20 protein-coding genes, 1 pseudogene and 1 riboswitch are annotated in these 24076 nt (G+C 32.5%); of the genes and pseudogenes, 9 read left to right on the top strand and 12 right to left on the bottom strand.

Annotated features, from left to right (window positions below; translation table 11 throughout):
• Nucleotides 1-51: 51 nt before the first annotated feature.
• Nucleotides 52-161: riboswitch (SAM riboswitch) on the bottom strand.
• Nucleotides 162-544: 383 nt separating this feature from the next.
• Entirely contained in the window at nt 545-1402 is an 858-nt protein-coding gene (locus KA814_RS00555) for an ABC transporter substrate-binding protein (protein ID WP_046206669.1), read from the top strand.
• Nucleotides 1403-1881: 479 nt separating this feature from the next.
• Here the strand turns inward: KA814_RS00555 and KA814_RS00550 are convergent, their stop codons facing one another.
• A complete protein-coding gene (locus KA814_RS00550) occupies nt 1882-2733 on the bottom strand; it encodes an NAD-dependent epimerase/dehydratase family protein (RefSeq protein WP_064209197.1) in 852 nt (283 codons plus the stop codon).
• 526 nt (nt 2734-3259) lie between these two features.
• Here KA814_RS00550 and panE point away from each other — a divergent pair.
• Complete coding sequence (panE, locus tag KA814_RS00545) at nt 3260-4177, top strand: 2-dehydropantoate 2-reductase (protein WP_064209196.1); 918 nt, start codon at nt 3260-3262, stop codon at nt 4175-4177.
• Nucleotides 4178-4220: 43 nt separating this feature from the next.
• The gene (locus tag KA814_RS00540) at nt 4221-5039 is read left to right on the top strand and encodes an acyl-CoA thioesterase (protein ID WP_064209195.1); all 819 of its coding nucleotides are present in this window, start codon (nt 4221-4223) and stop codon (nt 5037-5039) included.
• Nucleotides 5040-5091: 52 nt separating this feature from the next.
• On the opposite strand, the gene KA814_RS00535 is transcribed toward KA814_RS00540, so the two are convergent.
• From KA814_RS00535 to KA814_RS00515, 6 genes are all read right to left on the bottom strand, one after another.
• A complete protein-coding gene (locus KA814_RS00535) occupies nt 5092-6450 on the bottom strand; it encodes a PTS ascorbate transporter subunit IIC (RefSeq protein ID WP_064209194.1) in 1359 nt (452 codons plus the stop codon).
• A 22-nt stretch (nt 6451-6472) separates the two neighbouring features.
• Nucleotides 6473-6757, bottom strand: a complete 285-nt coding sequence (locus KA814_RS00530; RefSeq protein WP_046206662.1) for a PTS sugar transporter subunit IIB — start codon at nt 6755-6757, stop codon at nt 6473-6475.
• A gap of 5 nt (nt 6758-6762) precedes the next feature.
• Nucleotides 6763-7203 (bottom strand): PTS sugar transporter subunit IIA, encoded by a 441-nt coding sequence (locus tag KA814_RS00525; RefSeq protein WP_046206661.1) that lies wholly within the window; start codon nt 7201-7203, stop codon nt 6763-6765.
• Between the two features lie 10 nt (nt 7204-7213).
• Nucleotides 7214-8263: a BglG family transcription antiterminator gene (locus KA814_RS13785; protein WP_348633949.1), complete on the bottom strand. Its 1050-nt coding sequence runs from the start codon at nt 8261-8263 to the stop codon at nt 7214-7216.
• An 18-nt stretch (nt 8264-8281) separates the two neighbouring features.
• Complete coding sequence (locus KA814_RS13780; protein WP_348633948.1) at nt 8282-9154, bottom strand: BglG family transcription antiterminator; 873 nt, start codon at nt 9152-9154, stop codon at nt 8282-8284.
• Nucleotides 9155-9446: 292 nt separating this feature from the next.
• Nucleotides 9447-10343 carry a DUF7916 family protein gene (locus KA814_RS00515; protein ID WP_064209192.1) on the bottom strand — a complete coding sequence of 299 codons (897 nt, stop codon included), beginning with the start codon at nt 10341-10343 and terminating at the stop codon, nt 9447-9449.
• Between the two features lie 283 nt (nt 10344-10626).
• On the opposite strand from KA814_RS00515, the gene KA814_RS00510 reads away from it, so the two are divergent.
• The 6 genes from KA814_RS00510 (at nt 10627) to KA814_RS00485 (ending at nt 17668) form a co-directional block, all read left to right on the top strand.
• Nucleotides 10627-11451, top strand: coding sequence for a zinc ribbon domain-containing protein (locus KA814_RS00510; RefSeq protein WP_064209191.1), 825 nt, complete (start codon nt 10627-10629; stop codon nt 11449-11451).
• A gap of 14 nt (nt 11452-11465) precedes the next feature.
• The gene (locus KA814_RS00505; RefSeq protein WP_064209190.1) at nt 11466-12761 is read left to right on the top strand and encodes a TcaA second domain-containing protein; all 1296 of its coding nucleotides are present in this window, start codon (nt 11466-11468) and stop codon (nt 12759-12761) included.
• Between the two features lie 321 nt (nt 12762-13082).
• On the top strand, nt 13083-13901 hold the full coding sequence (locus KA814_RS00500) for a hypothetical protein (protein WP_064209189.1): 819 nt from the start codon (nt 13083-13085) through the stop codon (nt 13899-13901).
• A 538-nt stretch (nt 13902-14439) separates the two neighbouring features.
• Nucleotides 14440-15549: a carbohydrate kinase gene (locus KA814_RS00495; RefSeq protein ID WP_046206655.1), complete on the top strand. Its 1110-nt coding sequence runs from the start codon at nt 14440-14442 to the stop codon at nt 15547-15549.
• Nucleotides 15533-16444 (top strand): pseudouridine-5'-phosphate glycosidase, encoded by a 912-nt coding sequence (locus tag KA814_RS00490; RefSeq protein ID WP_064209188.1) that lies wholly within the window; start codon nt 15533-15535, stop codon nt 16442-16444. Before KA814_RS00495 ends, KA814_RS00490 begins: the two co-directional genes overlap by 17 nt.
• 9 nt (nt 16445-16453) lie before the next feature.
• On the top strand, nt 16454-17668 hold the full coding sequence (locus KA814_RS00485) for a NupC/NupG family nucleoside CNT transporter (protein ID WP_064209187.1): 1215 nt from the start codon (nt 16454-16456) through the stop codon (nt 17666-17668).
• Nucleotides 17669-17786: 118 nt separating this feature from the next.
• Here KA814_RS00485 and KA814_RS00480 read toward each other — a convergent pair whose 3' ends face one another.
• The 5 genes and pseudogenes from KA814_RS00480 to KA814_RS00460 form a co-directional block, all read right to left on the bottom strand.
• Nucleotides 17787-17918: a beta-class phenol-soluble modulin gene (locus tag KA814_RS00480; protein WP_019469020.1), complete on the bottom strand. Its 132-nt coding sequence runs from the start codon at nt 17916-17918 to the stop codon at nt 17787-17789.
• A 379-nt stretch (nt 17919-18297) separates the two neighbouring features.
• The gene (nagB, locus tag KA814_RS00475) at nt 18298-19065 is read right to left on the bottom strand and encodes a glucosamine-6-phosphate deaminase (protein ID WP_064209186.1); all 768 of its coding nucleotides are present in this window, start codon (nt 19063-19065) and stop codon (nt 18298-18300) included.
• A 69-nt stretch (nt 19066-19134) separates the two neighbouring features.
• Nucleotides 19135-20673, bottom strand: a complete 1539-nt coding sequence (locus KA814_RS00470) for a PTS transporter subunit EIIC (RefSeq protein ID WP_064209185.1) — start codon at nt 20671-20673, stop codon at nt 19135-19137.
• A gap of 175 nt (nt 20674-20848) precedes the next feature.
• Nucleotides 20849-21880, bottom strand: a complete 1032-nt coding sequence (gene argF, locus KA814_RS00465; protein WP_164987244.1) for an ornithine carbamoyltransferase — start codon at nt 21878-21880, stop codon at nt 20849-20851.
• Between the two features lie 581 nt (nt 21881-22461).
• A pseudogene (locus tag KA814_RS00460) lies at nt 22462-23727 on the bottom strand (MFS transporter).
• Between the last annotated feature and the right edge of the window lie 349 nt (nt 23728-24076).

Genomic DNA, 24076 nt, shown 5'->3' with positions numbered 1-24076 from the left:
TATGTAAAAAAATACTTTCTCTTATTGTAATAAAGAGAAAGTATCCACCTTCTCTTATCTTTGAAAGTAATCAAGATTACTTTCTGTGAATTAGCACCATTTCGTTTAACGATGGTTGCCGGGTTTCATCGGGCACATCCCTCCACCTCTCTAAATAAGAGTCAATCCTATGTATTTGAGTTGTATTAATCCTAGCATTCCACTCATGTATAGTCAATAAATTTTAGAAAATTCTAATTAATTATTGATTAATCTAATGTTAATAAAATTGTTCCATGTGAAACGAATATATTTACACTATGAACCGGCAATGCACTCACATCTTAATTATTTAATTTGTTAGTTTACATAATGGTTTTACTTCTATTTTCAAATAAACATAATGATGTCCGTATATGAAACCACCAATATTGTGTGGGTTTTCTAAAATATAAAACATTCGTTTATAATCATTGTTGGCATTTGAAAATATAGATTTCTATTACGTTTTGTATAACAGTTAAGTGGAATATTAATACTGTACTATCTATTAGGAGGTAATACAATGACTTTTGAATTTAAACATGATTTAGGAACGACTGATTTACCAGAAGATATTCATTCAGCAGTAGCTTTAGAATTTTCTTTTGTCGATGCATTCGTTGCTTTAAATATAGATGTTAAAGGCATTGCTGATGATAATGATAGCACAAATTTAATATCACCAATTAAAGAAGCAGTTGGTAAATATAGATCTGTTGGCACTCGTATTGATCCAGATTTTGAATCAATTCGTTCTGCCTCTCCGCAACTTATCATTGGAGATGTTGATCGTCATCAAGATATATATAATGAATTAAGTGAGATTGCACCTACTATTTTATTTAGAAGTTTTGATGCTGGCTATCAAGAAACTTTAGAAATATTCCAACGTATTGGTACAGCAGTTAATAAATCTAAAGAGGCTAAAGAGCGCTTAGACAAACACAATGAATTAATCAATGATTTCAACAAGCAAATTGATATAGATAAAAACAAAGAAACATTGGCGGCTGTAGTTTCTGAACAAGGTATAACTGCACATTCTAACAAAACGTATGTAGGTGAACTTCTAAGTAAATTAGGTTTCAATAATGCACTTAGTGAAAACATTGCGGATAAACTACCTGCATACAGAGAATCAAATTATTTAGAAATGTCATACGAACAGCTTGTTGAGGTTAATCCAGAAAGATTAATTATAATGATTGATGAAAATAATGATGAAGATTTAAACAAATTACAAAACAGTAATCAATGGGACCAACTTGATGCTGTAAAAAATAATAATGTTCATTTCGTAAATAGAGATGAATGGTCAAAACTGCGTGGCTTATTTGCCTCTGAAGATATTGCAAAAACTTTAGCTAATCTTAAAGAATAATGTATCTTTATAATTGTATTATCAGTTTACTCGTTTTTTAAAATTAGTTATAAATGATGAAAGGTGCATTTGGTAAGATTGTTATAGATTTTAATAAGTAGGACCATTGAAACACTAAACCCGAAACTTACTAGAGTAAGCTTCGGGTTCTTTTAGATGTGCTGTGTTAACATTCGTAAATAATGCACAATGTAAAGCTATCCTCAATAACGGCATATTGTCCATCATTGGTAATATAGGCGGTTTCGCTTTATCATTCAGATGTATAAATTGTAAATAACATTATTATTTTGATTTCAAAGACATTTTTATCTCCACTAATATACACCATAATACTATGCTTTATTGAATATTATGTAATTAATTAAAAATCTAAGAAAGCCTTAACGATAATGCTGTTAAGGCTTTCTTACATAAAAAACATACATTAATAATATCTCGCATCAATGTTTATGCCACTTTCTAATAAATTTCTAAATCTAGTTTATTGGATTCATTCCAACTTTCCATGTTTTATAAGTTAATTTACCACCTTGCCTTTTAAACTTTTCATTACTTACACCGCGTTCATAGGGTGCTGCAGCTTTTATATTAATGTGAGGTGTTACATTTAATAAGTTTGCATACCAGTCAGCCCAAACATTGCCTTTTACAGGATCATCATCTGCTACATTATAAATACCCGAATCAAAGTTTAAAGCCTGAATTGCTGTTTCAATTGCATCATCTATATGAATAAATGATTGAACACCATCTGTGATTGAAATTTCATTATTCATAAATTGATTATAAATCATGCCGTCTTTACCATACCAAGTACCTGGACCATATAATAACCCATAACGCAAAATGACATAATTTTTTATTCGAGCTGTTTCTTTTTCTAATCCATCAACGCCATCTACTGTAATTTTACGATCTCCACTAGATTCGTAATCTAAAGGCGTATCCTCAGTTGCCAACCCATTACCACCTTCATATGCGAAAGCAATGCTTTGTGATTGGATATGTTCCACGCCGTGCTGAATTGCTGCATCAACAAGATTTTTTGTACCTTCAATTCTAACTTTTGTGTTAGCTGACATATCAACTTGCTTTAAATCAGTAATTTCATTCATGATAATGTCTGGTTTGAAATCACCAATACTGCGTTCTATCGTTTCGTATTCTAAAATATTACCGATATATGCTTGAATACCTGCATTAACTAGTTTCTCCTCACCCTTTTTAGATGTTGTTAATCCAGCTACTTCATAGCCTTCTTCAAGTAAACGCTTTGTCAGTTTCGTGCCAATAAGACCTGTAGCACCAGTTACAAATACTTTCGTCATAATCATCCTCCTTCATGATTCACACTTTATAATCATTTTTATTTTTCTTGTCTAAATTTTATACTACTTTCAAAGATGATAATACACGTGACCTTCAAAAGCTTATGTAACATCTTAAAGGTCATGTTCATTATAAATATCAAAATAATGATATGAGCATGGTTCTACATTTCAAATAATTGCTATATAGTAATCACCACTTTCACTCCATGCTTCATTTATTAAATATACCCACAGCGTATTTAACAATAAACAATGAATTACGTTATATATCACTTGCTTTTGCAACTACACGGCCAATCCATTACATAATCATCAAAAATTTAATGTTTTTATATTTTGGCTTAGATTATTAAGTCTCATTTCTCAAATATGAAGGATGTTCTTTGATATTTAAAATTTATTGTATATTATGCAATGAGCATGCCTTTAAATTTTCTGTTCATTTCCAATGCGTAACTTTGAACTTTTAGTGGTATATATATATAACAATATGAATCATTACATAGATTAAGGAGTGTTTAAGATGCGTATTTTAGTCTTAGGAGCAGGTGGAATTGGAGGCTATTTTGGTGGTCGTTTAGTAGAAAATCATAAAAATGTCACTTTTTTAGTAAGACCGAAAAGGAAATCTTATTTGGAAAGGAACGGCTTAGTCATCCATAGTGAGAACGGTGATTATAGTTTTACCCCTCAATTGATTACTAAAGAAGACAAAGCAGAACCATTTGATGTAATTTTACTATCTTCAAAATCCTATCACCTTGAGCAAGCAATCGATGACTTGAAACCATTTGTTGGGGACCACACAGTGATTATCCCACTGTTGAACGGTGTTGCACATATTCCAAAATTACAAGATGTTTTTGGTGAAAATAAAGTCATGGGTGGATATTGCATCATTGAAACCTCATTGAATGCCACTGGTGAAGTCGTACAAACTAGTGATTTCGATAAACTTTTCTTTGGAGAATTAAATGGTACGAATAGTGATAGAGCTAAATTAATAGAAGATACTTTCGCTAATACAAAATCTGAATTTATATTAACTTCAGATATCATGCGTGGTATGTGGCAAAAATATCTAATGATTACAGTATTATCAAGTGTAACTACGATGATGCATGCACCAATCGGACCAATACGTGATAGTGAAGGTGGCACTGATTTTATCAAATCATTATATGAAGAAGTTTCATCCATTATGAGAAGTCACCAAGTGCCCATTGACGATACAATAGTTGATCAGTATATGAAAGGACTTACTAAGCTCTCATATCATTTCAAAACATCAATGCAACGTGATATGGAAAAAGGCTTAAATATCGAAGCCGATCACTTACAAGGCTATTTACTGAATTTAGCCGAAGAACATCAACTAAACGCACCATTGCTTTATGCTTCATATCAAAATCACAAAGTTTATAAAGAAATGCTTCAATAAAATCTTCTTAAAACTCAGCTAAAAATTATAAGGAGGCATATCAATGAGCTTAAATACGTACGCACACCCTTTTGATATCGCAACAAACCTAAAACAACAAGAAATTGGCGTTTATCATGGACATACTTCTGACGATTATGCCAATATGGTTGGCCCTTTTGGTGGTGTGATTGCATCAACATTATTACGAGCAATTATAGAACATCCTGACTGTCTTGGTAGCCCAGTTTCATTTACTGTTAATTACGCAGCACCTGTCAAAGACGGCTCATTTATTATTAAGGCAAATCCTACAAGAACCAATCGTTCTACACAACATTGGTATGTTGAACTGTGCCAACATCATGAAATAGTTATCACAGCGACTGCAGTTACCGCAAAGAAAAGAGATACATGGTCTTCAACCGAATTAAACAAGCCAGAAGTGCCAGATGCAGAACGTGTAGACAGTTTATCATTAACTGAAGTCCCACCCTGGGTAAATCATTATGATATTAAAATAGTAAAAGGTGCACCTAGAGCTTACACAAAATCAAATCATGCAGATTCAGTTACATTACAATGGATGAAAGACAAGCCAAATAGACCACTAGATTATTTATCACTTGCTTCAATGTGTGACGCCTTTTTCCCAAGAATATACGTCCGTCGTGAAAAAGTTGTTCCAATAGGTACAGTTTCTCTTACTGTTTACTTTCATTCTGACACGGAAGCATTAGAAAAACATAATAATCATCATGTATTAGGACATACACGGGCACAAAATTTTAATAACGGTTTTTATGACCAAACCGGCGAAATTTGGAGTGCTGATGGATCGTTATTAGCTACGACAACACAACTTGTTTACTATAAAGAATAAAACAACACAAAATCCTAGGTTTATGATTTTACATAGCCTAGGATTTTTATGATTACTGTTCTTTCATCGCTTTTTGGTTCGAACGTTTTTGTAATAAAATTGACACTACAGCGACAACAACAATTAAGCCAACAATACCAATGATGCCCAAATATTTTGCTACATTACCAAGCACGACACCCACTACTAAGAAATCTGTATCTGAGAACGTAGTAGCAGCACCACCTAAATCCCCTAAAAATGGCAAGAATAATAATGGTAGGAACGTGATTAATAAGCCATTTAAAGCTGAGCCAGCTACCGCACCTCTAATACCTCCGCGTGCATTACCAAAGACACCTGCCGTAGCGCCCAAGAAGAAGTGTGCCACCACACCTGGAAGTATCACGACACCACCGAATAAGAATAAAATGAACATCCCAATCACACCTACAACAAAGCTGACAAAGAAGCCGATTAACACTGCATTTTGTGCATAAGGGAAGACTATCGGACAGTCTAACGCAGGTTTCGTATTGGGAACCAATTTTTCAGATATACCTTTAAATGCAGGCACTATTTCTGCAAGAATTAAGCGAACCCCAGTTAAAATAATAAATACACCTGCTGCAAATGTAACGCCCTGAATAAGTGAAAATACAATAAAGTTTTGCCCATCGCTGATTTCTGAATGTACGAAAGTAGGTGTAGCAAACAATGATGCTACAAAATAAAGCAATGTCATTGTTAAAGAAATACTGATCGTACTTTCTCTTAAAAAACTTAACCCTTTAGGAAAATTGATATCTTCAGTCGATTTTGATTTACTTTTAAATAATTTTCCAATTTCTCCAGCAGCCCAATAACTCAATGTACCAAAATGACCCAAAGCAACTTGATCGTTTCCAGTGATCTTTTTCATTGTAGGCTGTGCTAAAGCTGGTAATATTGCCATAATCAAACCTAAAATAATCGCCCCAATAATCACTGTTAACGTACCTGTCACATGACCAACTGACAATAATATCGCTAAAAATGCAGCCATATAAAATGTATGGTGGCCAGTTAAGAAAATATATTTCAAATTAGTTATACGTGCAATAATGATATTCACTAGCATGCCAAACACCATGATTAACGCTGCAGTCGTACCATATTGTTCCAGTGCAATTGATATGATTGCTTCATTATTAGGCACAACCCCCTGCACACCAAATGCATGTTGGAAAATTTTACCAAATGGTTCTAATGATTGCGTTACTACATTAGCACCCGCACTTAAGACTAAAAATCCTAAAATTGTTTTTATCGTACCTGAAGTAATATCAGTTGCTGACTTTTTCTGAACAATTAATCCAATCAATGCGATTAGGGCAACTAATATCGCAGGTTGACTCAAAATATCGACGATAAAATCAAGAATTGGCTTCATCGTCCCACCTCCTTATTAATGATTAAAGTACGTTTAAATCTTTTAATTTTTCATCTAGTTTTTGCTGTAATTCTTCTTTATCTAATATATTATCTAACACAATGACATCACCTAAATTTTTTGTGTTTTCTTCTAAATCTCTTCCACAAATAAATAAATCTGCCATATCAGGGCTCGCGCTCATAACATCACTATGTTCAACCTTTATGTCTGATGGTGCATTTAAATTTTTAAGTGCTTCTTGTGCATTCATTTCAACCATAAAACTACTTCCTAATCCGTGACCACATACTACTAAAATTTTCATTGTCCTCATTCTCCTTTAAATATATTTATAATTTCACTTGATGTTTGTGCATTTAATAAATGTTCTACTGTCTGTTGATTGCCTAAAGTTATAGCTAAATTTCTCAATACTTCTAAGTGTCCTTCATTATCTATAGCACTTAATACAAACACCAATGAAGCATAGTGTCCTTCTTCTGAAAAGTTAATGTGCTGATTTAGTTTTAACAAACTTAGACCTATCTTTTTTACATTATTATTCGGTCGAGCATGTGCAATCGCTATTTCTGGAGCAATAACTATATAAGGGCCTAATTTTTCTACACTATGAATCATGTCATCAATGTAATCTTGCTGAAAATAGCCTTGTTCTTTCAAAGGATTTGCAGCTATACTAATTGCTTCACGCCAACTTTTAACCTGTTCAAGTACTTGCACTTTATCTGATGATAAAATTTCCAAAGTCATTTTCCCCTCCTTAATGTTGACTCACTTCATTTATGCAGTGCATAATTGCTTCAATATTTCCTGAAAGTAATATATTTCTAGTTTTATCATTCATAATCAGTTCACTAAGTTGTCTCAATGCATTTAAATGAATTTGCGGCTGAGCGGTTGCTAACGTCACAATGATATATACAGGATCATATTGTTCATGTCCAAAGCGAACACCTTTTTGATAGTGTGTCAAACTAAAACCTACTGTCCCTTTAACATGTGTTGGTTTAGCATGAATTAAAGCAATGTGCGGACTGATAACCATATATGGTCCAAATGCATTTAATTGTTCAATGATTTCATCGGCATAAATACAATCAACAACTTGAGCATCAATCAAAGTTTCAATACTTTGTCTAATTGCATCATTTCTACAAAGTGAAGGTTGTTGTGTTAAAATTCTATTTTTTGGTAAGACTTCTTTTAGAGTAGGCCCTAGTCCTTTGATATCATACACATATTGTTCTCTTGATTTATTAATAATTGTGTTAATTTGTTGACGGTCATTTTTATCTAAAAATGGAGAAACATTGAGTATAGGTATTGAAGCATGTTCAAACGGTACCGTTGATATGATATAGTCAACGCCTTCATGCTTTAATAACGTCTCATCAATTTCGTAGATTGAATAAGCATCTACAATTTCAAGTTCAGGGTAAATATGTCGAATTCTACTTCTCAATAATTGTGAAGTGCCGATGCCTGAGCCGCACAGTAAAACTACTTTTAGAGCATTTGTAGTAATTGCGGAAATACGTTCAATTGCTGAAGCAAAATGTAACGTAATGTATGCAAGTTCATCTTTGTCAAAGCAAATACGATAATTCTCTTCCACACCCCAAATATGATTGCGTAATCTTCCTACGATGTGATGGTACTGTTGAAATATTTCATCTGTCAGAGGATTATTATGCGTCATATTGAACTTCAACCGGTGAATTGCTGGTCTTAAATGAACAATTAAGCCATTTAATAATTTAGTATCGTTAATTAAATCTATGCCTAAGTCACCACTCATGCGTTCTATCAATTGTTCGGTTAGAATTTCTTAATCATCTATTGTTTCGTTTTTTTGATTCATCTCTGAAGTTTTAGCCCCTAGCAAATGTAATGTAATAAAGCCTGCTTCGCTTTTAGGGAATTGTATATCGAGTTTTTCTTCCAAAGATGCCTTTATAAGTAATGCCACGCGAAATTGGTCTGTTTCCGCTAATTTGTTATATTCCATATCTGGTATTTCAAAAACAAACTTTTCTTTCGTTCGGTGTATCGCAATTAAAATATGATAAATCAGACCATCAATTGCACTTTGGACTAACTGATAATCCGCTTCAAATAATACTGACACTACAGTTAATCGAATCGTTTCCAATGCTTTATTCGAAAATAGCTTATGCCCTATTTGATGTGTATGGTTTTGAAAATATTCATGGACACGTGTCGCATATGCTTTTCGATAATCTGTTTCTTCACCTTGTATGATAAATCCCTTGTTTTTAATATATTTTAAATTCAAATTATAAGAAGATAACCAAGTCTGTACATTTTTCAGATCTTCAACGATCGTTCTACGTGTCACAGAAACCATATCGGCCAACGTGTTAGAAGATGTTGGTGTATTAGATTCAAATAGCTTTAATATGATATATCGAATTCTTTCTTCTTTAGAATAATGTATTGAAGTCGCTATATATTGAGGAACAATATCATCCAAAGGTTTTTTAGATTCAATCTTTATACCTGCATTTTTATTTCTAAAAATCGTTAAATCCAATTGTTTTGCCATACTTTCTATATATTCTAAATCGTACTGTATCGTCCTTTCTGAAACATTGAATTGGTTAGCTAAGTGATGAATAGTTATAAAGGATTCACGTTCAAGTAAGAATGTTAAGATATGATGCTGTCTCTTGCTTAACACATGAGCAACCTCCTTATATTTATATTGTAACCGCTTACTTCCGTTTTTAGATGTGTAATCTCTTTCGTCTCATAATCCGAAAAGTTGCACATCTATCATAAACGATCACTTTTTAAAATTATAATTTATTTAATTATAATTTTATATAAATACTTCAATAAAATATTAAAAAGAGAATCCAACATTAATGTGTTGCATCCTCTTCTCCGTACCTATAATTTTTAATGTATTTAATCAAACTAAAATAAGCCAATGAATATTTGTAACCATGGATTTATGCATGGCGTTTTTATTAGCGATTTATGGAACGTGCAATCATCGATATCGTGTGTCTCTCTCCACGCAACGCCTTACTCAATTCAAATATATTTTCCACAGGAGCTAAACCACAATAACTCCCATCACCAATGTGTTGAATATCCACACCACATATTTTATTTCGAATGGCAAAATCTCTAATAGTGCTCGGATCAGCGCTCTCTTGACTCGTACCAATTGCTGACATGACAAGTCCCCCTTCACGATGAACTTCTTTGACAATGTCTTTAAGTTGCGCTTCATCGAAACCTGGCACTGTACCGACAGCAGGTACTAGTATAATATCAGCACCCGCTTCAATAAATTGCTTTACATATGCCCTGGTAATCACAGGCTCATCTACACCTGAACTATGCATTTTCCCAGCGATAATCAAACCTGAAAAATGATTTCTTGTATTTTGGATTGCTTCAACTATTTTCTTATTAGATACACCAGTTGCAGGATTTCCAGTCATACATATAAAATCCACCCCTAATGCTTCAAGTATTTGAACAGTTTCTGGACTTGCCTGACGTCCTTCTTCAATTTCTAAGTGTTGCTCATACATATTTGTTCCGTCATCAACAGGTTCTAAGTTCACACCAATGGGTCTACCCACGAGTCGTTTTAATGTTTCTATAACCTGTTCGTGTTCATCTATATTTTTCACTTTTGGATGAAACGCATCAAAGCCATTTAATAAAATCAAATCAGCACCAAACGCACGCGCTATTTCAGCATTGGTAATATCTGGCACGACAGGCGTTTCTGTAACTATATTTTCAGATAAAACTACACGCCCAGCACTCGCCTTAATGCTCTGTTTTAATTCTTCACCTGACATTGCTAGTAGTTCTGAAGCATTGTTACTCAGTATTCGCTTAACCATTTGTATTCCACTCCTTAATATATACTTTAGCTGTCATCTATTTATTATAACTACATGATATAGTAATGATGTTCTTTCTTCCGTAACGACGTCACTGAATCCCCCTATATTTCATTATACACAGTCTCTACTTATTATTATTATTTTTTAAATAAAATCTACTACTATATGCATTTACATTTTTTTGAATTTAAATTTAGTTAATTTTCAAAATAGTAGTGTAACACAAATATAAATGTGATAATATTATATTTTAATATACATATTACAAGGGGGAAGCTTTATGCAGTGTCCAAAATGTGGAAATCCTATTGAAGCATCAGATTTATTTTGTGGAGAGTGTGGTACAAAATTATCTCATCAAACAAATACAACAAACGAAACTAAAAACAAACCGAACCATGCATCCGAACATAATTTAACGGAATCTAATGCAACACAAATATCAACACAAGATTCAACACAGTCTAATCATAAAAATGAGCAGTTTTCAAAGCATACTTCAGATATTTTCAATGAAGCTAAAACGTTCTTTTCAACTGCTTTCAGACATCCTGATAAAGAACTTGTGAGTCCTCACTTTTTTTCTTACAAAACACTTTTCAGTTTAATCGTAGCAGGATTACTTTTATCCATTATATTACTGACGATATTGATACCTGCAGAAGTTGCATATTTCATGACAAGTAAAGCAAGCGTTGTGTTTAACATTTCACTTTTCTTATTAATAGCAATTACAGTACTATTTGGTATCACTTTTGCACTAATAAAAATATTAAATATTAATTCGACGTTACATAAAGTATTTTCAGATTTCGTTTTAGTCAACACCCTTTCTGTTATTACACTTTTGTTTGGTTTATTATTTTTAGCAATTCATGTTCCAAGTTTTGCAGTATTCCTTATCATTATTGCTATATTATTTACACTCATTGCACCAATATATTTAATTACGAAATACAGCCACAATCAACTTATACGTATGCCTGTCATTTATTCTATATTTATCTATATCATCATTTTAGGAATCATTTTACGTATTATAGTGGAAAGTACTGTTTCTAATACATTAAGTGATTTAAGTTCATTTTTTAATACAGGTTATTAAGGAGGATATTTCAAATGAAGTATTGTAGTAATTGTGGTGCTGAAATCAAGCCTGGTCAACGCGTTTGTACTCAATGTGGTACGCCTGTTCAACAACGAACAACGCATCAACCACCTAATCGTAAATCAAAATTACCTATATTTATTATTATTGCAGTGATATTAGTCATTATTATTGCTTTGTTTGTTACTTATAAAATAATTGACGCGCAACTATCACCTACAAAACAGGCAGAAACCATTTCTAAAGATTTAAAAAACAAAGATACAGATCGCCTAGCCAACCATTTAAAAGCAAATGGTGAAGCTATTTCTAAAGATGAAGCTAAAGCTATTTATAAATATATTGACGAAACTGATAGCATAGATCGTGTTGCTGATGAACTTCAAAGTAGTGCAAAAAATATTAAAGAAAATAAATCAAATGAACATGCTGTCACTGTTGGTGACACTGCTTTAATTAATATTACCGAAGATGGAAAAAAATGGGGCATATTCAAAAATTACATTTTTAATGTTAGTAAGGAGCCTGTTTCGATTACCTCAGAAGAAGACACAACGCTATCTTACAAACTTAATGACAAAACAACCCAAGTTAAATTAAAACAAGGTAAGACGAAGACACTCGATGATTTTCCAGTTGGCATATATGATTTAAAAGCAACACAAAAGGTTGATAATAAAAAATTCGACGGCGTTATTCATATCGATATGTCTGAAAGTAACAGTGCAGATTTACAATTCAAACAAAAACGTTTTACAGTTAGTATTGATTCAACTTATGCAGATTCTGATTCTCTTAAACTTTATATTAATGGGGATGAACAATCAGATTTTGACGAATATGAATCTGTCACTTACGGTCCTTATGCACCAGATGAAAAAATCGAAGTCTATGCTACAACTGAAGTTGAAGGCAAACAATTCAAATCAAGTGTAGAAAATGTTTCTAGTCCTAAAGATGATGAAGATGAAATAGACGTATCTTTATCATTTGACGATGATGCAATAAGCGATTATGAAGACAAAATGATCGAAAAAGAAGCAGATTCTGATGACGACGATAGTAGTAACGCCAGTTCTGACGAAAAAGTAACGCGTGATAATGTTATTGATAAAGTCGAATCTTATGAAGGTAGCACTTTGGATACAGATAATTATACTTATAAAGAACCAGAAAAAACTGGAGACAGTTGGGGATTTTCTTTCACAGATAAAGACGGAGACCTAGCAGGTTCTTATAAAATTGATGAGGATGGTTACGTAACTGAATATGACGAAGACGGTGAAGAAGTAGATTCAGGATACTAATAAACTACAAGTAGTAAATACAACATACTACTTGTAAAAGTCCATAACATTGCATTAATACTTAAACACACTATACAAGGGAGTGAGATAGAAATCTGATATTTTAAAAAAGATTTCTGTCCCGCCCCTTTTATTTTTATCTTTGTTAAAGCAAACTAACATTACACCAAATACATTAGCTCAGTCTAAATGATGATGTTTTATTAATGAGAAGTTAGTAATATATACTTAAGATTATTAAAACAAGCAATGTTTATACTACCAGAGTTGGGTAATTTAAAAGTAAGCACTTAATATCTAAATACAATTGAAGGTGAAAAAATGACTAACAACAACTCTTTCAATGATTATCCTAAAATTTTAAAAATTGAAGATGATGGAAAAATTATTGCGCTAGACAAATATGGAAACGTTAATACTGATTTAAATATTCACACTGTGAATGACCAACAACAACAAGATATCTACGGAAAGATCTTATACAATCCTTATCGTCGTACTGTGAAAAACAGTGAATCTTATAATGACCATAAGTACAATGATTACAAGTCGGAAACAAGCTACAATCAGCGAGATCGTGAACGAGAGTTGCAGTTATTAGAAGAAAATAAAAAATCAAAGCGCAAGCAATTTTGGCTTGGTTTAGGTCTGGTGGCTTTATTAGTCATCATTGTCATTTTTGCAGTTAGTACTTTTATGAATAATAACAATGATAATCAACAAACTGGTAATGAAACAAGTGAACAATCCACTGCCAATCAAAATCAATCGAATGATACGCAAGGTGATAATGTCAATTTCGAACGTCAGAACAATCAAGTCAAAGATGATATTCAATCGTTAAAGTCAGATATTTCAAATTCTAATGAAGCAACAGATTCTAAATTACAAGCATTACAAGATAAAATTAATAGCCTAAAACAAGAAGCTGATTCTAATAAAACAAATAAGTTAGCTGATAAATACCAAACTACAGTAGATGATTTAAAACAGGCAAAAAACGAAAAAGATAATGGTAATACTGATAAAATGCAAGAAGAATTAGATAAAGTAAATAGCAAACTAGATGATATAAAATCTAAATTTTCTTCGTTGTTTAGTAAAGATGAACAAACAAATAATGAGGATGTTGAAAGTTAACGCAAAAAATTAATATATGCTTTTAAAAATACGAGATATAGATTGTATTCGCTAAATAATAACTGTCGACTAAGGACGCACCTTGTCGGCAGTTTTTTTATTTAAGCTTACCTACTGTCTGATATGTTTATATAAGTGTGTACTCGCTTATTTTCCTAGTTATTTCCTTGTTACAAAATTATTGGATATATGCCTACTTGAAAAACAACTACACTTCTTTTCTATTTCATTAATATTTTGAATTATATTTTCAAAAATTTAAACATTAATTTATTGAACTTCAAATATTAATTTTAAATTTTTTCATACAAATCATTTTAATAAATTCCACAAATGATCAAACGCCATAAAACCCTTGATTTTTAGCGACATATAGCATATATAAATTTCTGTTTCGTGAATATATAGATTTTACAATTTTACGAACTATTATATGTAAGCGTATACATTTCAGAATATTCGTGCTATTATCTTATCAACTTAAACAAATGTTTAATTTGTAAACTTAAGTTTAATTTTGCATAAAGGAGGTTGCCATATGAATAAAAATGAACAGGAAGTTTTAAAGCGTATTCAAGAAAATCCATTCATTTCACAACAAGAATTAGCACAATCTATTGGATTATCTCGGCCAGCAGTTGCAAATATTATATCTGGACTTATCCGCAAAGAATATGTTTTAGGGAAAGCGTATGTTTTAAATGAAGATTATCCAATTGTCTGCATTGGTGCTGCGAACTTAGACAGAAAATTTTATGTTCATAACGATTTACAATTAGAAACGTCTAATCCTGTTACTTCAACGAGATCTATAGGTGGGGTTGCACGCAATATAGCAGAGAATTTAGGGCGTATGGGCGAAACAGTCGCATTTTTATCTGTGAGTGGTAATGACAGCGAATGGGATATGATTTATAAATTATCAACCCCATTCATGAACTTAGACCACGTCCAACAAATAGAAAACGCAAACACTGGTTCCTATACAGCATTAATCAATAACGACGGTAATATGGAATACGGTTTAGCAGATATGGAGGTCTATGATTATATTACTCCAGAATTTTTAATTAAACGTACACATTTATTAATAAAAGCAAAATGTATCATCGCAGACCTCAACATTTCAAAAAGTGCAATGGATTTTTTATGTGCTTATTCAGAAAAGCATAGCATTAAATTAATAGTTATTCCCGTTTCATCTCCAAAAATGAAAAACATGCCTGATTCATTACATGCTATCGATTGGCTTATTATTAATAGAGATGAAACCGAAACTTATTTAAATATGACTATACAAAACACTGATGATTTGCGTATAGCTGCACAAAAATGGAATAAGTTAGGCGTTTCAAATGTTGTGATTACAAATGGTGTAAAAGAACTTATTTTTAGAAATAGTAACGAAGAAGTCATTAAACCTGTGATACCTTCACAACATGTCGTAGACGTAACAGGAGCTGGTGATGCTTTCTCTAGTGCAGTCATTTTTAGTTGGTTAAATGAACTAGACACTGAAAGCATACTGACAACAGGCATGATGAATGCTCGAAAAACAATTGAAACTGAATACACCGTGAGGCAAAACTTAGATAAGAAACAATTATTTAGAGATTTGGAGGACTATAAAAATGAAGCAATATATTGAATTTTCTAAAGAAGTAGCACAAGCTAAAGCAGATAAAAAACCCATCGTAGCACTAGAATCAACAATCATTTCACATGGTATGCCTTACCCACAAAATGTGCAAATGGCTACGGCTGTTGAAAATATCATACGTGATTATGGTGCAATTCCAGCAACCATTGCATTAATTGATGGAAAAATCAAAATTGGACTGGAAAATGATGAACTAGAATTACTCGCTAAAAGTGATAATGTCGCAAAAGTTTCACGTCGTGATTTTGCAGAAGTAATCGCTACTAAACAGATTGGTGCAACTACAGTTGCATCAACAATGATGAGTGCAGAATTAGCAGAAATTCAATTCTTTGTAACTGGTGGTATTGGTGGTGTACATAAAGGTGCCGAAAACACAATGGATATCTCAGCGGACTTAGAAGAGTTAGGTAAAACAAATGTAACAGTAATATGTGCTGGCGCTAAATCTATACTAGATTTACCAAAAACAATGGAATATCTTGAAACAAAAGGCGTACCCGTAATAGGTTACCAAACAGATGAATTACCAGCATTTTTCACACGACAAAGCGGTATTAAACTAAACAGTTTTTCTGAAACTCCAGATGATATCGCACATATTTGTAAAGTTAAAAATGATTTGAATATTGAAGGTGGCGTTGTTATCGCTAACCCAGTTCCTAAAGAACATGAATTACCTAAATCTTATATTGACGATATTATTGAAGAAGCAGTTAAAGAAGCAGAAACGCAAGGTATTAGTGGAAAAGATTCTACGCCATTTTTACTTGGTAAAATTGTCGAAAAATCTGAAGGCAAGAGTTTAAATACAAATATCAAACTAGTTGAGAACAATGCGGTACTTGGCGCAAAAATTGCAGTTGCTTTCAATACATTGTAGGTGATACTTATGTCAATCATATTTGCCATTACTGGTATATTTTTTGCATTATTCATCGCTTTTTTATTTAGCTATAACAGAAAGGCGATTGATTTCAAAAAACCAGTCATTATGTTAATCGTTCAAATCATCATTGTAGTATTCATGATGAATACGACTATTGGTTTAACGATATTAACCACATTAGGTTCATTTTTTGAAGAATTAATCAATATTAGTAAAGCTGGTATCGAGTTTGTTTTTGGTGGTTTACAAAACAAAGGTGCTTCAACGTTTTTTATTACCGTTTTACTACCTTTAGTATTTATCTCTGTATTAATCGGTGTGTTAAACTATTTTAAAATTCTTCCGTTTATCATTAAATATGTTGGTATTATTATCAATAAAATCACACGTATGGGTCGTCTCGAAAGTTACTTTGCTATCTCAACTTCTATGTTAGGACAGCCAGAAGTTTATTTAACTATTAAAGAAATGATTCCTAAATTATCTAAAGAGAAATTATATACGATTACTACTTCTGGTATGAGTGCTGTCAGTATGGCTATGTTAGGTTCATATATGCAAATGATCGAACCTAAATATGTAGTTACTGCCGTTATGCTCAATATTTTCAGTGCTTTAATTATCGCAAGTGTCATCAATCCATATCAATCAGATGATAGTGACGTGGAAATTTCCAACTTATCCTCAGATAAAAGCAATTCAAATAGTGATGAAACAAAGTCGAAAAACGTTCCATTTTTCCAAATGATTGGCGATAGTGCTACGGACGGCTTTAAAATTGCCGTAAGTGTCGCCATTATGCTCCTTGCATTCATCTCTTTGATGGAAGCAGTCACAGTATTATTTAATTTTGTCGGTTTAGATTTCAAACAATTAATCGGTTTTATTTTTGCACCGATTGCTTTCATCATAGGTGTACCTTGGAACGAAGCAGTTCAAGCTGGATCACTCATGGCAACTAAATTAATCACTAACGAATTTGTTGCTATGTTAGACTATCAAAAATTAGCTGGAGATTTAACACTACGTACACAAGGTATCATTTCTGTATATCTCGTTAGTTTTGCTAATTTTGGTACTGTAGGCATTATCGTTGGTGCTATCAAAGGATTTAGTGATGTACAAGGCAATAAGGTGGCTTCGTTTGCCCTACGCTTGCTACTAGGTTCAACACTTGCTTCAATTATTTCAGCATCAATCGTTGGTTTAGTATTATAGTCTTTAAAAAATGACTACATAAATCCAAATAACTTTAAATGATATTGTAATCTATAGCTAGCATTGAATAATAAAAGGCTGAGACAATTCAATTTGTCTCAGCCTTTTACATTATTTATTAGTTAAAGAAACCTAAGATGAAGTCAGCGCCTTTAGCTAATGCGTCAGCAATGCTAGTTCCCATTGTTACCCAGTCAGCACTTAAACCTGCTTTTACAGCTTCACTGATTGCGTTTACGAAATCAGACATTTAACACACCTCATTTCTCAATATATGATTTGTTAAAGGTTGATTACCTTTAACTAAATTATAATAATAAATATTAATATTGTTGTAAATATTTCCTAATTTGTATGTTTTTGTGCCTAAGTGTTATTACAATACTTAATTTTTACAATTAATGTTTCCTAGTTGTCATTCAGTGATAAAGTTTTATATTATTTTTATAATGACAGAAATAATGCATCTGGGACATAAATCCTAAAAAAATAGCACTCAGATGATTTAATTCAATTCATCTGAGTGCTTCCTTTTTATTCAATACTTCGTATTGTTGGTTCGCTTTCTTAAGGGACGACTTCATCCTATACTCAAGCGTCTAGCCAAAACACAACGTATTCAAATATCTTTATGACAAATGCCTTTCTAATCGCTGAACTTTATCTTGATCTAATGTGTCGAATATTTCATTATCTACAATTACTTCAACATGAGGATGTTGATGTAATATAGATGCAGGTAACGTTTCGGAAATTTCTCCCTCTATTAATTGTGAGACGGCTTCTTTTTTATTTCTACCCATCGCTAACAAAATAATACGTTTCGCACGTATAATAGATGCCAGTCCCATAGAAATTGCTTGCTTAGGAACATCTTCTATTGAATCAAAATAACGACTATTTGCTTTCATCGTTGAAGAAGATAAATCTACAACTCTTGTAATACTTTCAAACGACGAACCAGGCTCATTAAATCCTATATGCCCGTTTTCACCTATACCTAAAATTTGTATATCTGTAGGTCCTTTATCTTTTAAATATTGTTCATACATTAAGCATTCTTGTTCTAAATTATTGGTATCTCCTTGTGGTATAAATATATTTTCTTTATGCCACGTTTGATGATGTTTAAATAACTGTCGATACATATATGCGTGATAACTTTGTTCATTGTCTGCGCTTAAACCCACATATTCATCCAAATTAAATGTCACTATTTGATCTAGTTGCAAATGATTATGATTAATCAATGTTTTTAAATACTTGTAAACATCTGTCATAGTATTTCCTGTAGCAAGACCCAATACTGAATCCGGTTTCATTTTTATTTGCTTTAACAGTTCAGTCGCAACATATTGACTTGCAAGTTGTCTATTCTCTAAATTTAAAATATACATATACTCACCAATCACTTTCTAATTTCTGTATATTACCTTTGTTTAATGATAAATTGAATATTTTATAAATTACGCTTGTTCACTGTCTAGTAACTCTTCTACTTCATTTTTTATCGTTGTGACATGTGGTCCATAAACAATTTGTACACCATTACCTTTTTGGATGATACCTCTAGCTTCGGTAGAATTCAGCAGTTGCTTATTGACTGTAGCGTCTGACTTTAATGTCACTCTTAGCCTTGTAGCACAACAATCGACAATTTCTATATTTTCTTTACCACCTAAACCCTCGATAATTGTTTTAGCACGTTCTGTCGTTTCAACAGTTTCTGTAGTTGTTTCCGCTTCTCTACCAGGTGTTTTAAAGTTGAATTTGTTAATTAAAAATCTGAAAATAATATAATATAAAATAAACCAAACGATGCCAATCGGTATTACCCATAAAAAGTTCGTCTTAGCATTACCTTGCAAAACGCCGAATAATAAAAAGTCTATAAAGCCACCACTAAATGTTTGACCTATCGTAATATTAAATACGTCTGCCATCATAAACGCTAAACCATCTAAAAATGCATGTATCACATATAAAATTGGTGCAACAAATAAAAAACTGAACTCTAACGGTTCTGTAATACCTGTTAAAAATGAAGTTAATGCTGCAGATAGCATTAGCCCACCCACGACTTTTTTATGTTGCGGTTTCGCAGTATGATAAATTGCTAAAGCTGCACCACATAGTCCAAACATCATTGTAATAAAACGACCTGACATATAACGCGAAACACCTGAATAGTATTTCGTTACGTCTGGATCACCAAGTTGAGCAAAGAAAATATTTTGAGTGCCTTGAACAAGATGACCCTTAACTTCTAACGAGCCACCTAATGCAGTTTGCCAAAACGGTAAATAGAAAATGTGATGTAAACCAAATGGCCCCAATAGCCTTAATATAAATCCAAAGAAAAAAGTACCAATGACACCAGTTTTATCTACGATACCTCCTACACCAAATATCCACCCCTGTACTGTTGGCCAAATAAAGAACATGATAACCCCGAGTATGATTGCAGAGATTGCTGTAATAATTGGAACAAAACGAGATCCTCCAAAAAATCCTAAATATGATGGAAGAGAAATCTTGTGATATTTATTATGTAAAAGCGCCGTCATAACTCCTGTGATAATCCCACCAAACACGCCCGTTTCTACTGTTTGAATTCCTAGAACCATACTTTGTCCTTCTTCTGCTAAATTGCCTTTTGCTAACGTATCTGTAATGATTAGCAATCCATTCATCGAAGCATTCATAATAAGGAATCCTAACATTGCTGCTAATCCTGCAGTACCTTTATCACTTCTAGCTAATCCAATTGCAACACCTATGGCAAAAATTACTGGTAAATTTTGAAATACAATATTACCAGCTGATGACATAAGAACAAATATATTTTGCAATAAGTTAATATCCAACACGGGATATGCTTTGATTGTATTCGGATTACTTAATGCGCCACCGATTCCCAACAACAATCCAGCTGCCGGTAATATAGCGATAGGTAACATAAATGATTTACCAAATTGTTGTGCCTTTTCAAACAATTTACTCATAGTCATTAACCTCCTAATTATCATAAATATACAATCAAAGAAAATATTAATCAATATAAAATACCATTATGAAAAACTTTTTCATAATGGTGATATATGCCTTCTTTTTTAATGAAAAAAACTCACAAAGCACGTTACTTTGTGAGTTTCTTTATTTATTCAATTAAGATATGTGTTAAAAAATATCCCCTAATGTTCCTGCCATAATTGCTTTAATTGAATGTAATCTATTTTCCGCTTGCTCAAATATAACAGCATGTTCACCTTTAAATACATCATCTGTTATCTCCATTTCAGTTAAACCATGAGTCTTATAGATTTGTTGTCCCACCTTTGTATGCACATCATGGAAGGCGGGCAAACAATGTAATACAATAACATCTGGATTCATTGTATTGACAAGCATAGCTTCATTAATTTGATATGGAAGTAATTTTTCAATACGTTGTGTTTGAACTGATTCATCTTCTCCCATTGAAAACCAGACATCTGTATATATTGCATCTGCTTTATAAACTGCTTGTTGAATATTATCTGTAATTAAAATATTACTGTGCGATTGTGTTGCATAATTTTTAGCAAGTTGCTGAATATCTTGATCAGGCTGTAGCGATTGAGGGGCTGCAATATGAATATTCATACCTAATATTGCGCCGGTAACCAATAAATCATGTGCTACGTTATTTCTTGCATCACCAACATAAGTCAATGTTTTGCCTTGTAATGTGCCTAGGTGTTCTTTTAAAGTATAAAAATCTGCAATCATTTGAGTAGGATGCCATTCGTTTGTTAAACCATTCCATACTGGAACTTCGGCATGTTGCGCTATACTTTCCACATCTTTTTGATAAAAACCTCTAAATTCAATACCATCATACATACTCCCTAATACTTTTGCTGTATCTTCTGTCGATTCTTTGACACCTAGATGAATTTCACCTTGACCAAAATAATCTGGAAAGGCACCTAAATCGTTTGCTGCTACACTGAATGCTGAACGTGTTCTTGTAGATGGTTTTTCAAATAATAAAGCAATATTCTTACCTTTAAGATAAGGGTGAGGAATGCCTCGCTTTTTCTTTTCTTTTAATTCTCCGGTAAAGTCAATCAAAGTGACTAATTCATCTGCAGTAAAGTCACTCGTTTTCAAAAAGCTCTTACCTTTTAACAATGCTAGTTTTTTTAAATCTGTTGTGTACGCCCCAATTTCATCACTCCAATATATTTATAAGATTTATATACATATTAAACTTAAATAGAGTTATTTTCAAGTATAAATATACTATTTATTGTATATTTTTAAATCGTTTAATTATTTTACTAGTTTTGAAGTATAACCTACGCTAAATGTATATTTCCATACAATCACGATCTTATTTGCAACAGTCAAGCAAGTAAGATGTCTGACAATAAACACCGTGGCAATGATTTAACTAAGTTGTGCTTTCCTACACAATATTTTAATAATATATAGTAAATTGAACATGTAACCACTAGCTCATGGAGGTGAACATACATGTTAGATTTACTATTTGCCACTATTAAGCAAATTGCTGCTCATTTTGTTTCAGGTGGTTTCCAAGAAAAATAATTATATTTATCCCACGTCATCTCAAAATCATTGCATAATCATCCCTTAAAATGAATACAAAAACGGGCAAACAATATCAAAACCCCTCATTTTGAAACTGTTCGCCCGTTTACTATTATTTATTAATCGTTAGCTGAAGCTATTAAAAAATCATCCATTAAGCCATATCCTAACTTTTTTATAGCTACTATAATAGATTATTTACTGTATGATGCAAAATTTTTAGACTTTCTACGTTCCCTTTCCTCAGGTGTCTTTAAGAAACGTGTCATAATTGCACTAGCAACATATAATCCAAATATTAAGTACATCATGCCTTTAACACCAATACTATCATAAAACAATGCCACTAATCCTGGTCCTGCAAATACACAAAGATCAGCGCCTAAATTTTATATTGCCATTGCTGGTCCTTTATCACCATCATGAACTAAAGAAGGGACAAGTGCAGAAATAGGGACAAAGCCTGCTAAACACATCCCCCATAGAAATCCTACCGTACCCACAATAAAAACATTACCTGTAAATAACTCTGGCACAAAATATAGTCCTAACGTAAATATCGCACATCCAACACCACCAATATAAGAAATCGTATTTTTCCAGCCAATTTTATCGCTCAACGCACCAAATATTAGATTGAATATAATATTAGCAATAAAAATTGTTCCCCAAATATTTAACCAAGTTGTAGTAGCAATACCTTTGGAAGCTAAATAAATCGGCAGAAATAATGGAAAAGCATATTGTGCCGCCTGGTTTATGATTCTAACAACACATGCCACTGCCACACGCGGTTCCCTTTTTAGTATCGTTATACCTGCAAGTACCTCACTAAAGTGTTCTTTAAATCCGTGCCCTTTTTCTTCAATCATAAACTGGTCTCTATTTACAAATACTGCTAAAAATGTTCCTATTAACACCCAAATAATCGCTGTCCACAATGTAAAGAAGTGTCCAAATAGTTGAATCGCAAAAGAAGAATAAAATGATCCTAGGACACTAAGCCCTCCTGTAAACACAAACCAAAACCATCCTACTGCAGCACCTAAACGCTTTTGCGGAGAACGATAAGCAACCCAAACCAAAAAAGAATAAGCAAACAAAGGATAGCCAAACCCTCTTATTGCATATGACGGAATCATGATATTATAGTTCATCGTTGGGATTGCCAAACCAACAAATATTGCATGACCGATGATATATAACCCTGTTCCTAACAGCATCACTTTTCTTGGACCGATAATTTCTACCAAGACACCTGATAACCAAGAACCAATAGCTATCGTTACACCATAGCAAGTGGTCAAAATCGCAGTTTGTTGCACGGATAGACCATGATCATGTAAATAAGGACTAATCCATGCTAGCTCTAAACCGTCTCCCATCATAAATATTAATACACCAACATATCCCCAAAATAACGTTGGAGGCATTCCCATTTTAGTTAATTTATCACTCATATTACGCACCCCTTATAAATCAATCGTTGATATTAAGATTAATTTAAATATTTTCTTGCAATTTTTGTAATCACTTTTGTAAACGCTTTCAAATATTATCATTATATTATTATATTTTTTCTAATAACGCAAATTTATTTTCATTTATTTTCGTTTTAAGATATAAATAAGTAAAACCGAAAATACAGCTTATTAAAATCAACGAAAAATATTTGTATACGATTTAAATTGTATATATGAAAAATTCATTTTTTATACATGATTGAAAATTTATTTGTAAACGTTTACAATGAGAGTTATTTAAACATCATATGACTAGATGATTATTAAATTTTTATGAGGGAGTTTT

Source organism: Staphylococcus sp. GDY8P196P (genome assembly GCF_017891705.1).
GTDB classification, from domain to species: Bacteria; Bacillota; Bacilli; order Staphylococcales; family Staphylococcaceae; genus Staphylococcus; species Staphylococcus ureilyticus.
Note: the sequence above shows the minus strand (reverse complement) of the source record. Positions and strands in the feature narration are given on the sequence as shown.